Raw genomic sequence first — 12,842 nt, forward strand, 5'->3', positions numbered from 1 at the left:
GCATGCTGAACGAGGCGGTGTCCGCGGGCGAACTGGGCTTCCTGCTGGGTCTCGTCGACCCGGAGTCCGCCGCGCGTGCGCGGAGCCGCACGGGGGTCCCGGCGGTGGATCCGGTGGCGGCCGCAAAGCCGCCGGAGCACGTACCGTGGGGCCCGTGGTGGCACGGCCTGCCGGTGTCGGTGCTCTGGTGGATGCTGCAGGAGGACGATCCCCGGGTCAACACGCTGGTGTACCACCACTGGCGTGCCGACGACCGTATGCGCTACGACATCGTCAACGGCGTCCCGTACGGACCGGATCGCTCCCGCCGCCTGAGGGTTCCCGCGGAGCTCTCGCACTATCCGGCGCCGGAGCTGGCGCTGCCGTCCGGTCCGGAGGCGCTGACCGCCGTGCTGCGTGCCGTCACCGGCATGTCCCAGGGCCGCGCCGCGGCGCTGTTGGTGGGCCGGGAGGACTGGGCGGTGGTGGCCGAGGCCGACCGCGAGCGGCCGCTGCCCGGCTACGCCCGCTGGGCGCTGGCGATTCGCCCCGACTGCCCGCCGGCGCTGCGCACCCAGTTCGGCACGCACCGCAAGTTCACCAACCGGCTCCGTGACGCTGGCGTGGTGGACGGTCCGGCGGAGTTCGCGACCGGCTCGCGTCCGGCGCGCGACGTGCTGCGCGTACTGGCGATGGGCCGCTGGGCGTTCCCGCTGCGGCTGGCGGAGGCGGCCGACGCGCTGCGGCCGCTGGTGCGCGCGGAACTGGGCGGGAACACCGAGGCGTGGGCGGTGCTGACGCAGCTCCTGCCGACGTTCACGGGCACGCTGCCGGAACTCGTCGCGACGGCGGGGGCGATCGCGGGGAGCGCCGGGGAGATGGCCGAAGCCCCGTTGTCAGTGGCCTCTGGTAACACTGAGTCACCAGGGAACCAGGAGGGTTCGGGGCACGAACATGGGGGGCTGTCATGGGATTCGACGAGCGGACACGACGACCCGTGGTCGACCTCGCCGACCGGCGGGCGCTGGAGCGGTGGCGTCCGGCGGATCCGGACGTCGTGGCGGAGGCGGAGCGGCTGAAGGAGGCCGCGCTGCTCGACTTCGGGCTGACCGAGTCGGCGGTCGCGTCCTGGCTGTACGCGAAGTGCCCGCACCAGATCGCGACCACGGCCGTGGACACCGCGGCGGTGGTGGCATCGGGGGACGGCTCGGTGCTCCTGCTGTACAACCCCGGGTTCTTCGTCGACCTGGGGCTCGACGGGGTCAAGTTCGTCCTCTTCCACGAGGCCCGGCACGTGGTGCACCGGCATCTGCTGGCGGAGCCCACGCTCCGGGAGGACCCGGTCTTCGCCACCGCGGCGGAGGTGGCGATCAACCATGTGGCGCTGGTCCGGCTGCGACGGGACGGGCTGCCCCTGCGGGACGGACGGCCGACGGGGGTCGATCCGCGCGAGATCCACGCCGCCTACGGGCGGGATCTGGCGGAGCAGGGGCTGACGCCACTGCCCTATGAGGAGTTCGTCGAGACCGACATGGGCGTCTACACCGAGCTCAAGCGGATGAAGCACCCGCCGGTGCCCGCGACGTCGTTGTGCGTGCACCTCGAGGGCGGCGGGGTGCCGGGCGACCAGGGGACGGTCGACGCCCTGGTCTCCTCCTCCCTGCTGAACTCGCTGCTGGCCGCCCGCCGCGGGCACACCGGTGCCGAGCGGGAGCTGCTGGACCTGATGGGCCGCACCGAGGGCGCCTCGGAGCGCACGGCCCGGCTGTGGGGACAACTGGGCGCCGGGGCGCTGCGCGGCGAGACCGTCAGGACCCGGCGGGTGGACTGGTGGCAGCGGTGGCTGGTCGACGTGGTCGCCTCGAAGCTGCGGGAGGGCGAACGGCTGGTCTACCCGAAGAAGCGGGGTGCGCTGCTGGCGGCCCTCGGCCACGACCCGATGCTGTCGCGGCGCGGCCCGGTCCGCGACAAGGTGCTGGTCATCGCCTACGACACCTCGGGCTCCATGCCGGGTTCCGTCATCACCTGGCTGACCGAGCTCGTCGGGCGGATCGACGGCGTGGAGGCCCACTGGCTCTCCTTCGACGGCGTCGTGATGCCCTTCGTCCCCGGCGAGCGGGTGTACGGCGGCGGGGGAACGAGCTTCCAGGCCGTGGCCGACTACGTGGAGGGGCGTACGGAGGTCAAGGGGCGGCGCTTCGAGGAGCGCCCCGACGCGGTGATCGTGCTCACCGACGGCTACGCCCCGCACATCACGCCGCAGGAACCCGACACGTGGATATGGCTGATCACCGAGGGCGGTGACGACTGGCCCGACGCCCACACCCCACCCATGGCCTGCCACCGCGTCACGACAGGAGCAAGATGACCACCATCGCGACGACGACCGCGGCGACGACCCTGGCAACGACCGCGGCGCGCGCCACGGCCGGCCCCCGGCCATGGCGGGCCAACGCCACCTATCCGCGACCGCCCGAGGGCCGCCCGGAGGCCTCCCGGCTGGAGACGTTCATCGACGCGATGATCGACATGGGCCAGACCGGGCAGGTCTTCGGCGAGCACGGCATCGGCAAGACGTCGACGTTCTTCTCGCACGTCGCCGAGGCCCACCCGCACGCCGAACTGGTCTACGTACCCGCCGCCAACCTCACCCCGGACGACCTCCTGGTAAACGCGCCGGTCCGCGATCCGCACACGGACGAACTGGTGCTGCGTCAGCTGGTGATGAGCGGGCTGCGGCCGGGACGGCCGTTCGTGCTGCTCATCGACGACTCGCTGCAGGCCGGCGAGACCATCCAGTCGCAGCTGATGCAGGTCGCCTGCAACTGGACGCTCGGCGAGTACGACCTGCGGGAGCTGGGCTGCATCGGGGTGTTCCTCAGCGACAACGAGTCGCTGTCGGAGACGGCCGCCCGGCGCGGCGACCTGGCCGTCCTCGACCGCATGGTCACGGTGCGGGTGACCGCCAACGACACGGCGTGGCGGCGGAAGCTCGCCGAGAAGTACCGGGACTGGGACCTTAACGGGGTGTTCGCCCTGTGGGCCTCGCTCGGCCCGGCGGTGCGCGAGCTGCTCTCCCCGCGCACCCTCGACCACGTCCTCGCCAACGCGCGGGAGGGGTTTCCGCTGCGCTGGGGGCTGCCGCTGGTCAACGGCGAGCGGCTGCGGCTGGCGGAGCCCCGGCCGGACGGCAGCCCCGGGCAGGACCGGACACCGGAGATCCTGGACCGGATCGCCGGGGAGCTCGGTGTGCCCAACCCGGCGACGGTGCCGGACCCGGTGCGCTCGGTGGTGCGGGCGGCGCTGCGCAACCGGTGGACGGTGCTGCTCCAGGGGCCTCCCGGCTGCGGCAAGACCGAGGTGGTGCGCGAGACGCTGCGCGAGGACCTGGGCCGTGACCCGCTGTACTTCTCCCTGCCGGTCACCAACGTCGAGGACCTGTGCGCGCCCGTCCCGGACCGGGACGGCTCTCTGGACACCCTGCTGGCGCAGAAGTTCACCGGGAGCGAGCCGAAGGCGATCGTCTGGGACGAGTACAACCGGCCCAAGGACAAGGCCGCGTTCGCCAAGCTGATGGAGATCACTCAGGAGTGGTCGCTGGCGGGACGCCGGATCGAGAACCTGCGCGCCCAGATAGCGGTGCAGAACCCGCCGTACCATCTGGGCCGCCGGCTGATGGTGTCACGCAACAACATCGCCCAGGCGACCCGCTTCACGGCCTCGCTCACGGTCGAGCCGGGCGACATCCCGGCCAACGAGTGGCTGATCGCGCGGTACGGCGCTCTCGCCGAGACCGTACTGGAGTGGTGGAAGCACGACATCGACGAGGACGGCCGCGCCTGGATCACCAAACGCACCATCGAGCGGCTGATCAAGCTCCACCAGCGCGGTCTGCCGCTGCAGATGGCCACGGTCTACCTCGGCGACGGCGAGTACGCCCCGGTGCCGCTGACCGCGCTCGTCGACCGGCTCGCGAACCGCTCGGTGACCGGGCTGCGCGAGCTGGCCCGGGACGTGGACGCGTGGGAGGCACGCCTGCGACGTGCCCAGGAGGAGTCCGGGGAGGGCAACGACGAGAGCGACGTCGTACACCAAGTGCTCGCCAACGCGGAGCTGTCCCAGCTCAAGCGGCACCGCAAGGCGGTCGCCCGGCTGGTGGCGCTGCTGCCGCCCAAGTTGCGCTCCACCTATCTCGTGGGCGCCTCGGAGCAGGCACAGCGCTTCTGGATCGAGACCTTCGCCCGTATGCCCCGCTGATCAGCGCGGGGTGCGGTGGACGCTGCGCACGGCGGCCACGTCCGCCGGCACGGCCGGCGGCGGCACGTGCGCGCTGAGCGCGTCGAGCCGCCGGCGGACGCTGGTCGCGACGCCCTTGCCGAGGACGTAGCGGGTCGCGGTCGCCGCCGCCGGTGCGGCGTCGAGCAGGCGGTGCGCCTCCCGGCTGCGCATTCCGGTGTGGGCCAGCACGAGGTGGGTCAGCCGGTGCGGCGAAGAGCCCAGCGCCGCGGCCATCTCGGCGGCCGCCTCGGTGTCGACCCAGTTGTCCGCGGCGTCCAGGACCCGGGCGGCCTTGACCCGCCCGAGGTCGAGGAGTTCCACTCCGGCGGCCGCCGCGGCCGCGACCAGGCGGGCGCAGGCCGCCGGCCCGATGCCGTTGCTGGCCACGGAGAGCCGGGTGAGCCGGCCGTACGGCGCCCGGGCGAGGGCCTCGGCCAGCAGGACGGCACCCGCGTCGCCGAGTCGGGCGGCCGACACGTACAGTTCGGCGACCGCTCCCGCGGTGAGGAGCGTCGTCAGGCAGGCCGCACCCGCCGTGCCGAGGGCGTTGCCGCCGACGAACAGCCGCTCCACGGGCCGGCCCGAGCGGGCCGCGACGACGAGCGCGTCGGCCAGCACGGCGAGGCCCGCCGGGTCGAGCCCGCTCTGCACCAGGTCCAGGGTGCGCAACGACCGCGCCGCCTCCACGAGTCCGGCGCCGGCCTCTCCCGCTCCGCCGCCGAGCGGGTTGCGCTTCAGCCAGACTCCGGTGACGGCCTGGGGCGAGGCCCGCAGGTTGTCGGCGATGCGGCAGGCGCCGCCCGCCGTGATGCCGTTGCAGCCCAGGTAGAGCGTCTCGACACCGGTGCCCTGGGTGCGTTCGGCGACGGCGGCGGCGCCCGCGTCGCCGAGCCCGTCGGTGCCGAGCAGCAGGTGGCGTATGGCACCGGCGACGGGTGCCTGGCGCAGGGCCTCGGCGACGGCTGCCGCCCCCTCCGGGCCCAGTGCCTGTTTGCATAGGTCGAGGCGCCCGTCGGGCAGCGCGGTCCCGGCCGGAAAGTCCCGGCGTTCGGCCGCGCCCTCCCCGCCGCGCAGCCAGCCCAGCAGCGGTTCGAGGTCGGCGTGCGCACGCGGCACGACCGCGGGGACACCCGCGTGGGGCGGCAGGTCGTCCGTCATGTCACCACTCGGCTTCCCGGTAGTCCTTGAGGAAGACGCCGGAGACCGGGTGCCCGGCCTCTCCGCGCACGATCGGGTCGTAGACCCGGGCCGCGCCGTCCACGATGTCCAGGGGGGTGCGGAAGCCCTGGCCTGCCAGCCGGGTCTTCTTCGGCAGCGGGTTCTCGTCGGTGATCCAGCCGGTGTCGACACTGCACATGTGGACGCCCTGCGCCGCGAGCGCGGGCCCGCTGGTGCGGGTCAGCATGTTGAGGGCGGCCTTGGCCATGTTGGTGTGCGGATGGCCGGCGGTCTTGTTGCGCACCGCGAAGCGGCCCTCGACGGCGGTGACGTTGACGATGTAGCGGCGCGGCCTCGGTGAGGCGAGCAGCAGGGGCAGCAGGCGGTCGCAGAGCAGCGCGGGGGCGAGGGAGTTGACGAGCTGGGTCTCCAGCACCTCGGCCGGGTCGAGGCCGCCGAGCTCCGCCGACCAGGAGTTCTCGGGAGCGAGATCGGGCAGCAGCCCGGCCTCGTCGGTCTCGGCGAGCAGGAGTTCGGCGGTGGGCCCGGCTGCGGCCGGCAGCGCATGGACGGTGCCGAAGCCGGGGGCGGTGAGTACCGCCCCGGCCCGCGCCCCGGCGGTCAGCGGTGCGCGTTCGCCCGCTGTGAGGGCCGCGTACGACTCGGGGGGCCGCCGGACGGTCTGGGCCGCGTTGTTGACCAGGATGTCGAGCGGCTCACCGGTCTCGCGGAGCCGTTCGCACAGGCCGACGACCTGGCGGGGGTCGCGCAGGTCGACGGCGACGACGGTGAGCCGCTCCAGCCACCGTTCGCTGCCGGGCGCCTCGGTGAAGCGGCGCAGCGTGTCCTGTGGGAAGCGGCTGGTGACCAGGAGTTCGGCGCCGTCCCGCAGCATCATCAGACCCAGCTGGAAGCCGATCTTCACGCGGCCGCCGGTCAGCAGCGCACGCCGGCCGGTGAGGTCGGTACGGGCCCGCCGGCGCGCGGTGTTGTCCCTGGCGCAGCCGGGGCAGAGCAGGTGGTAGAAGGCGTCCGCCCGCCGGTAGGGGGACTTGCAGACGTAGCAGCGGCGGGGCCTGGCGAACTCCCCCGCGGCCCCGCCCGCCGGGATCTCGTCGAGAGGTGCGTCCTCGCGGCGTTCCCGCGCACCGGTCGCGGTGGCCGCCACGACCTCCGCGTCCGCTGTGGCGCGGTCCTCACGCCGGGTCTTGCGGCGCCGCAGCCGTCCGTCACGGGCGAAGGAGGCGGCCACCTGCTCGGCCCGCAGCCGTACCGGGTCGTCCACGGGCAGTTCGCGCAGCCTGCCGACCACCGCGTCGAAGGCCGCGAGTTCCGCCTCCGTGATACCGCCCGTGTCCCCCACTGCCCCTGCCCGTTCTCCGGCGCCACCCGGTGGATCCGGCCGGATTCGAACCGGCGTATCCGCCTTGCCTAGGCGGCGGCGCCTGCCTCTGCGCTACGGACCCGTGTGCCCCTGGCTGCCCGGACGGCCGGATTCGAACCGGCGTGATCCCTCCTTGAGGGGAGGGGCGCCTGCCTCTGCGCTACATCCGGGCATTGCGATGATCCTATCGGGGGCCCGGCCGGATTCGAACCGGCGTATCCGCCTTGAGAGGGCGGCGGGTCTGCCTCTGCCCTACGGGCCCGTGTGCCTGCGCTGCCCGGACGGCCGGATTCGAACCGGCGTGATTCGCCTTGGCAAGGCGGTGCGCCTGCCTCTGCGCTACGCCCGGGCATTGACGCGATCGTACCGGCGCCGCCGCGGAATCCCCGCAAGCAGGTCCCACCGGCCAATCCGGCGGAGGATTCCGGGCGTTCGCAATCGAAGCACGCATTCCTCACGATCGGTCCGGACTCCTGCGCCACCCCCACACCCAGGAGGACGACCATGCGCATCCCCAGGACCGGCAGACGGGCGACGGTCACCGCCGCGCTGCTCGCCTGCGCGACCTCTACATCACCGACGGGTCGATCGGCGACTGGCTCTGGGGCACCCAGGGAATCTGGGCGTACACCTTCGAGATGTACCCCGGCCCGAACGGCTCCTCGGGCTTCTACCCGCCCGACCAGGTGATCCCAGCCCAGACCAGCCGCAACCGCGAGGCGGTGCTGCGGCTCCTGGAGAACGCGGACTGCATGTACCACGCCATCGGCAAGCAGGCGCAGTACTGCTCCTGAACCGCACGGTACGACCGGCCCCGCCGCGCCGCGCGCGTCGCGGGGCCCGCCTGCCCGGGTACGGGGCCGGCACCGGCCTACCATCAGGCGTACGCGTGCCCGTCGACCGCCGTCCGCGTCCGCCCGGGGAGGCCCCGTGACCACCGACCACGACCCGCTCGCCGTGCGCGCGAAGGTGCGCGCCTTCGCGCTCACGCTCCCCGGCTCGGCCGAGGAGTTCCCCTGGGGGGAGAGCGTCGTCAAGGTCAACAAGAAGGTCTTCGTCTTCCTCGGCGCCGGCGACGGGAGCCACCCGCCCGGCATCAACGTCAAGCTCATGGACCCCCAGCTCCACGAGCACGCCCTGTCGGTCCCCGGCGCCCAGCCCTCGGGTTACGGCCTCGGCAGGGCAGGCTGGGTCTGCGTCCCCCTCACCGGGGACGCACCCTCCGTGGAGGTGCTGTGCGACTGGGTCGAGGAGAGCTACCGCGTGGTCGCCCCGAAACGGCTCGTCACGGAGCTGGACGCCCGCTAGGCTCCGGCGTCGCGCCGATCACGGCGGAGGTCTCCTCGTCGAGCGGATAGGCCCGCTCCCGCGGCAGCAGCGCGGCGGCCGCCTCGCGGTCGCCGGAGCGCACGAGCTCGTGTACGCGGTGGGCGAGCCCCGTGACGTCCCGGACGCCGACGATCCAGTGGTCGGCGTAGTCGCGCGTCGCGCGGCCGGTGAGCCCGACCTGCAGCGAGCGGTACGGCAGCGGACGCAGAAGGAGGTCGCGCTCCGGGTCCCACTGGACCCGGACCTGCGTGCTCCGCACGCGCTCGGCCCAGGTCTCACGGTCGGGGTACACCGAGCGGTCGAAGTGCGACAGGCAGGCCCGGCGGAGCGCCGAGCCGAAGCCGTCGCGGCTGATGTCGAGGGCGAGCACCCGCTCCTGCCCCTCCTTACGGCCCCAGCCGCTGCGGTACATCATCCACAGGAAGGACGGCTTGATCCACGTCATCCGGGAGCGGCTCCAGCTCTCCGGGAAGCGGCCGTGAAGCGCGGCGTGGTCGCCGATCGCGGGGCGGTACGCCTGATAGACCGTCACGGTTTCGTCGGTGTACGCGGCCCTGATCATCCGGCGCGGCATCTCGGTGCTCTCCATGATGCGGGCATCCTGCCCACGGCGTCCGCCCTCGCGCCACGGGTTTTACCGTGGTCCGACCCCGGCGGCGGTCCGTGCGATGCGGAGCACCGGTACCTCGCCTAGCCTGGAATCCCGAGCCGCCATCGGTACGGAGGGCCCGGCGAACCGCACCGCACCCTGGTGGGAGGTACGCGGTGGGCACTGTCTCCTTTCTCATCGTCATCGTCATCGTCACGGCCCTCGCCTTCGACTTCACCAACGGCTTCCACGACACGGCCAACTCCATGGCGACGTCGATCGCCACGGGCGCCCTCGCGCCCCGGGTGGCCGTGGCCGTGGCCGGTGTGCTGAACCTGCTGGGTGCCTTCCTGTCCACCGAGGTCGCCAAGACCATCTCCAACGGCATCGTCGACGACGCCCGGGTGTCCGCCGCGATGATCTTCGCCGGGCTGGTGGGGGCCATCCTGTGGAACCTCGTCACCTGGCTGCTCGGCCTGCCCTCCAGTTCCTCGCACGCGCTGTTCGGCGGGCTCATCGGCGCGGTCTGGGTGGGCGCGGGCGCGTCCGCCGTCAACGCGGGCGAGGTCCTGGAGAAGATCGTCGTCCCGGCGGTCGCCTCACCGGTCGTGGCCTGCGTGGTCGCGATGCTGGCCACCTACCTGGCCTATGTGATCACCAGACGGACCCGGGGCGACAGGGTGAAACGGGGCTTCCGGGCCGGCCAGGTGGGCTCCGCCTCGCTCGTGGCACTCGCCCACGGCACCAACGACGCGCAGAAGACGATGGGCGTCATCACACTGACGCTCATCTCGGGGGGCCTGCTCGCGCCCGGCACCGGCCCGCCGTGGTGGGTGGTGCTGAGCGCCGGGCTGGCGATCGCGCTCGGCACGTACATGGGCGGCTGGCGGATCATCCGCACCATGGGCAAGGGACTGACCGACATCCAGACCCCGCAGGGCTTCGCCGCGGAGACCAGCGCGGCCTCCGTGATCCTCGCTTCCTCGCACATGGGCTTCGCGCTCTCCACCACCCAGGTCTGCACCGGCAGCATCCTGGGTGCCGGACTGGGCCGCAGACTCGCCCACGTGCGCTGGGGAGTCGCCGGGCGGATCGCGGTGTCCTGGGTGCTGACGCTCCCCGCGGCGGCGGCCGTGGGCGGGGTGGCGGCCTGGGTCGCGGACCACGGCGACCTGGGCGTCGCACTGGTGGCGGGCGTGGCCGTCGTCGCCGCGGCGGGGTTCTACCTGCTGTCGCGGCGCCGCCCGGTGAACGCGGACAACGTCAACGACGCGCGGGCCGGTGCGCCGGAGCCGAGCCCCGCCGGCCAGTCGTCCCGGTAGCGGTGAGGAGGGGATCCGCATGGACGTCAAGTGGGGCAACCTCGGCAGCGTGTTCGGGGCCAGCCTCGGCATCACGATCGCCGTCGTGGTGATGTTCTCGCTGGGTGTCGCCGCATGGGGCCGCGCCGGCAGCGGCCCGCGCGACGGGCAGCCGCGCGACGGGCAGGAGAAGGCGGCCCTGGCCGTGGCGGCCCTGTGCTTCGCGGCGTGCCTGGCGGTGGCGGCCTACGGGATCGACGTGATCGTCCCGGGCTGAGGCAGGCGGCCCCGGCCGCCCCGCCCGGCCGCTACCGCGGGTAGAGCTGGAACGCCACCGCCGGACGGCCCCCGAAGCGCCGCGCCGCGATTTCCATGGTGCTGCCGACGACTTCGCGCGCGTAGTCGGCCGGTGTCGCTGAGCGCCGGGATGTACCCCGTTCACGGCGGTCAGGGCGCACCGGGGTCCCGCGCGGTGGGTTCCTCCGCAAGGCGCTTGATGGCGCAACCAAGTGGTTGCACGTCGCGCGATCCGGCGTCCGTCAGTCCGTGAGCAGGGCCTCCCGCAGGTCGGCGATCAGGGCGTCGTCCGTGCCGAGTCGCGCGCGGGCGTAGCCCTCTACGGAACCGTGCTCGGCGGCCAGGCCGGCGAGGAAGATCCGCATCGCGTCGGCGGGTGCCCGCCCCCAGCCGGGCCAGCGCAGGCTCCGCTCCGGGTTGGCCGCCGTCCAGTCCGCGAGCAGACGGGCGGTCGCCAGCTCGCTCAGCGCGTAGTCGGCGACGATGTCCTCCTCCGGCACACCCAGCAGCCCGAGCACCAGCGCCGCCAGCAGACCCGTGCGATCCTTGCCCGCCGCGCAGTGGAAGACCAGGGGTCCCTTGCCCTCCGCGGCGATCAGCTCCAGCGCCCGCGTCAGTTCCTTGACGCCGTCGGCGGCGACCTCGGCGTGCAGCCGCGCGTAGAAGGCGGTCGTCTCGACCTCCGGCCCGAAGGCGGTCTGGTCATAGGGCCGGTGCTCGATGCTGAGGTTGTGGTAGGCGACCCCGGTGGCCTCCGGGACACGGCCCTTGGCCTCGATCTCGAAGGGGTAGCGCAGGTCGATGACCGTACGCACCCCGAGGCCGGTGAACCGCTCCAGGTCCGCGCCCCCGAGCTTCGAGAGCGCGTCGGAACGGTAGAGCCTCCCCCAGCGCACCGCGCGGCCCTCGGCCGTGCGGTAGCCGCCCAGGTCACGGAAGTTGTGCAGACGCTCGAACGCGATGTGTCTCCCCATGGGGGGACCCTACGGGCCGGCCGTCCGCTTCAGAAGATCTCCTGCCCGGGGACGAGGATCCCCCGGGGGTCGTAGCGCCGCCTGGCCGCCGCCAGGGCGGGCCACGCGGAGCCGAAGTGGATGCGCCAGTCGGCACGGCCGAACGGGACGGAGCCGACCGGGTACTGCGTGCCGCCGGCCGCCCGGGCGGCCTCGAACGCGGTCCGGTTGGCGGCCAGGAGGCGGTCGACCGTCGCGGTGTCCTGCGGCGGGGTGGTGCGCAGCACGGCGAGCAGGTACGGGACCGGGTCCTGGCCGGCCCGCAGCAGGGGCCGGTGCAGGTGCTCGCGCAGCAGCGGGTAGAGGAGCACGACGCCGGGGCCGAGGTCGGCGGGCGTGAGCGCGTCGAGGATCCCGCCGGCCACGGCGGCCACCTTCTCGCCGGGGATGAGCAGGTTGAGCCAGGGGTGGGCGAAGTCCCACAGGCCGGCGGCCTTGAGTGCCGCCACCGAAGGGGCCAGCCGGTCGAGGAAGTCGAAGTAGCCGAGGTCCTCGGTCTGCACGCCCGCGGCGTCGTGGCGCAGCCCCGCCAGCAGCGCGGCGTCGTCGGGCGCGGCGTCGTAGGAGACGGCCTCCAGGACGTAGCCGCGGAAGGCGCCGTTCGCGTCCGGGACGACCTGGCCCTCCACGTAGCCGAACCGGCCGTCGGTGACGAGCAGTCGCTGGTCGGCGAGGAAGGGCCCCAGGTCGTGGTACGGCAGCAGATAGTGCCGGACCGTTGTCGGGGCCTTCACCAGGCGCAGCGTGGCGGAGACGATGACGGCGCACTGGCCCAGGCCCGCCAGCACCGCCTCGAACAGGTCCCGGTGCCGCGACGGGGAGCAGCGCACCAGTTCGCCCGCGCCGGTGACGACCTGCAGTTCGGTGACGTTGTCGACCTGCGCGCCGTGGTGGTGGCTCTGGCCGCCGAGTCCGCCGACGGACAGCGTGCCGCCGACGGAGAGTTCGAGGTAGTCGGTGAAGACGGGCGGCGTGAGGCCGTGCGCGAGGGTGGCCCTGGTGACGTCGCTCCACTTGGCCCCGGCGCCGACGGTGACGGTACGGCTGCGCGGCCCGACCGGGCCGATGTGCGCCAGCGGTGTGGTCTCGACGACCAGGCCGCCGTCCACCTGGGCCTGGCCGGACGTCCCGTGGCCCTGGCCGCGCGGCGCCGCCTTCAGCCCGTGCCGGTTGCAGAAGCGCACCATGGCGACCACGTCGTCCACCGACCCCGGCCGCAGCACCGCGGCCGGCCTGCGGTGCACGATGTGTCCGAAGTCGTCCGCGGCGGCGCCGAGCGAGGCGTCGTCGGTGAGCAGCGTCCCGTCCAGGTGGGGCAGCCCCACCAAGGCGTCGTCCGCCCGGTCCGCGGCCGTCCCGGCCGCGGCCCAGCTTCTGCCGATCGGGTCGAAGCCGACGACCGCGGCGCCCGCGGCCGTGGCCGCCGTCCGCAACATGGCACGCCTGGACGGAAGTCGGGACATGCGCGCTCCCCCTGAACGGGTCGGTTCACGGTGCAACAGTTGCGGATTCTA

Annotated in this window: 11 protein-coding genes, 4 tRNA genes and 1 pseudogene; 7 read left to right on the plus strand and 9 right to left on the minus strand. The window is 73.5% G+C overall.

Annotation, left to right across the window (positions count from 1 at the left end; translation table 11 throughout):
* Positions 1-2 precede the first annotated feature (2 nt).
* Genes PV342_RS25475 through PV342_RS25485 form a run of 3 tightly spaced genes read left to right on the plus strand, consistent with a single transcriptional unit; the run spans position 3 to position 4,236 of the window.
* On the plus strand, positions 3-1,058 hold the full coding sequence (locus PV342_RS25475; RefSeq protein ID WP_500318754.1) for a hypothetical protein: 1,056 nt from the start codon (positions 3-5) through the stop codon (positions 1,056-1,058).
* Positions 947-2,347, plus strand: a complete 1,401-nt coding sequence (locus tag PV342_RS25480) for a vWA domain-containing protein (RefSeq protein ID WP_500318755.1) — start codon at positions 947-949, stop codon at positions 2,345-2,347. The genes PV342_RS25475 and PV342_RS25480 overlap by 112 nt, the downstream gene beginning before the upstream one ends.
* A complete protein-coding gene (locus PV342_RS25485) occupies positions 2,344-4,236 on the plus strand; it encodes an ATP-binding protein (protein WP_500318756.1) in 1,893 nt (630 codons plus the stop codon). The genes PV342_RS25480 and PV342_RS25485 overlap by 4 nt, the downstream gene beginning before the upstream one ends.
* Here the strand turns inward: PV342_RS25485 and PV342_RS25490 are convergent, their stop codons facing one another.
* The 6 genes from PV342_RS25490 to PV342_RS25515 form a co-directional block, all read right to left on the minus strand.
* The gene (locus PV342_RS25490; protein ID WP_500318757.1) at positions 4,237-5,415 is read right to left on the minus strand and encodes a leucine-rich repeat domain-containing protein; all 1,179 of its coding nucleotides are present in this window, start codon (positions 5,413-5,415) and stop codon (positions 4,237-4,239) included.
* A 1-nt stretch (position 5,416) separates the two neighbouring features.
* Complete coding sequence (locus tag PV342_RS25495) at positions 5,417-6,778, minus strand: SDR family NAD(P)-dependent oxidoreductase (RefSeq protein WP_400807562.1); 1,362 nt, start codon at positions 6,776-6,778, stop codon at positions 5,417-5,419.
* 30 nt (positions 6,779-6,808) lie between these two features.
* A tRNA-Ala gene (locus PV342_RS25500) sits at positions 6,809-6,881 on the minus strand.
* Between the two features lie 15 nt (positions 6,882-6,896).
* A tRNA-OTHER gene (locus PV342_RS25505) sits at positions 6,897-6,969 on the minus strand.
* Between the two features lie 20 nt (positions 6,970-6,989).
* Positions 6,990-7,061: transfer RNA gene (locus tag PV342_RS25510), tRNA-Glu, on the minus strand.
* A 14-nt stretch (positions 7,062-7,075) separates the two neighbouring features.
* A tRNA-Gly gene (locus PV342_RS25515) sits at positions 7,076-7,148 on the minus strand.
* Between the two features lie 199 nt (positions 7,149-7,347).
* On the opposite strand from PV342_RS25515, the pseudogene PV342_RS25520 reads away from it, so the two are divergent.
* A pseudogene (locus tag PV342_RS25520) lies at positions 7,348-7,593 on the plus strand (zinc carboxypeptidase); the annotation flags it as partial.
* Positions 7,594-7,729: 136 nt separating this feature from the next.
* Positions 7,730-8,107, plus strand: coding sequence for an MmcQ/YjbR family DNA-binding protein (locus PV342_RS25525; RefSeq protein ID WP_400807563.1), 378 nt, complete (start codon positions 7,730-7,732; stop codon positions 8,105-8,107).
* Here the strand turns inward: PV342_RS25525 and PV342_RS25530 are convergent.
* Positions 8,085-8,717 carry a DUF4291 domain-containing protein gene (locus tag PV342_RS25530; RefSeq protein WP_400807564.1) on the minus strand — a complete coding sequence of 211 codons (633 nt, stop codon included), beginning with the start codon at positions 8,715-8,717 and terminating at the stop codon, positions 8,085-8,087. The two genes, PV342_RS25525 and PV342_RS25530, sit on opposite strands and share 23 nt — an antisense overlap.
* A gap of 176 nt (positions 8,718-8,893) precedes the next feature.
* Here PV342_RS25530 and PV342_RS25535 point away from each other — a divergent pair, with 176 nt between their 5' ends.
* Positions 8,894-10,039: an inorganic phosphate transporter gene (locus PV342_RS25535; RefSeq protein WP_361008771.1), complete on the plus strand. Its 1,146-nt coding sequence runs from the start codon at positions 8,894-8,896 to the stop codon at positions 10,037-10,039.
* Between the two features lie 19 nt (positions 10,040-10,058).
* Positions 10,059-10,295, plus strand: a complete 237-nt coding sequence (locus PV342_RS25540; RefSeq protein ID WP_361008769.1) for a hypothetical protein — start codon at positions 10,059-10,061, stop codon at positions 10,293-10,295.
* Positions 10,296-10,557: 262 nt separating this feature from the next.
* Here PV342_RS25540 and PV342_RS25545 read toward each other — a convergent pair whose 3' ends face one another.
* Positions 10,558-11,289, minus strand: coding sequence for a tyrosine-protein phosphatase (locus PV342_RS25545; RefSeq protein WP_500318758.1), 732 nt, complete (start codon positions 11,287-11,289; stop codon positions 10,558-10,560).
* A 29-nt stretch (positions 11,290-11,318) separates the two neighbouring features.
* On the minus strand, positions 11,319-12,791 hold the full coding sequence (locus tag PV342_RS25550; RefSeq protein ID WP_500318759.1) for an FAD-binding protein: 1,473 nt from the start codon (positions 12,789-12,791) through the stop codon (positions 11,319-11,321).
* Positions 12,792-12,842 lie beyond the last annotated feature (51 nt).

This window comes from Streptomyces sp. PA03-3a (assembly GCF_033792735.1).
In the GTDB taxonomy this organism is placed as follows: Bacteria; Actinomycetota; Actinomycetes; order Streptomycetales; family Streptomycetaceae; genus Actinacidiphila.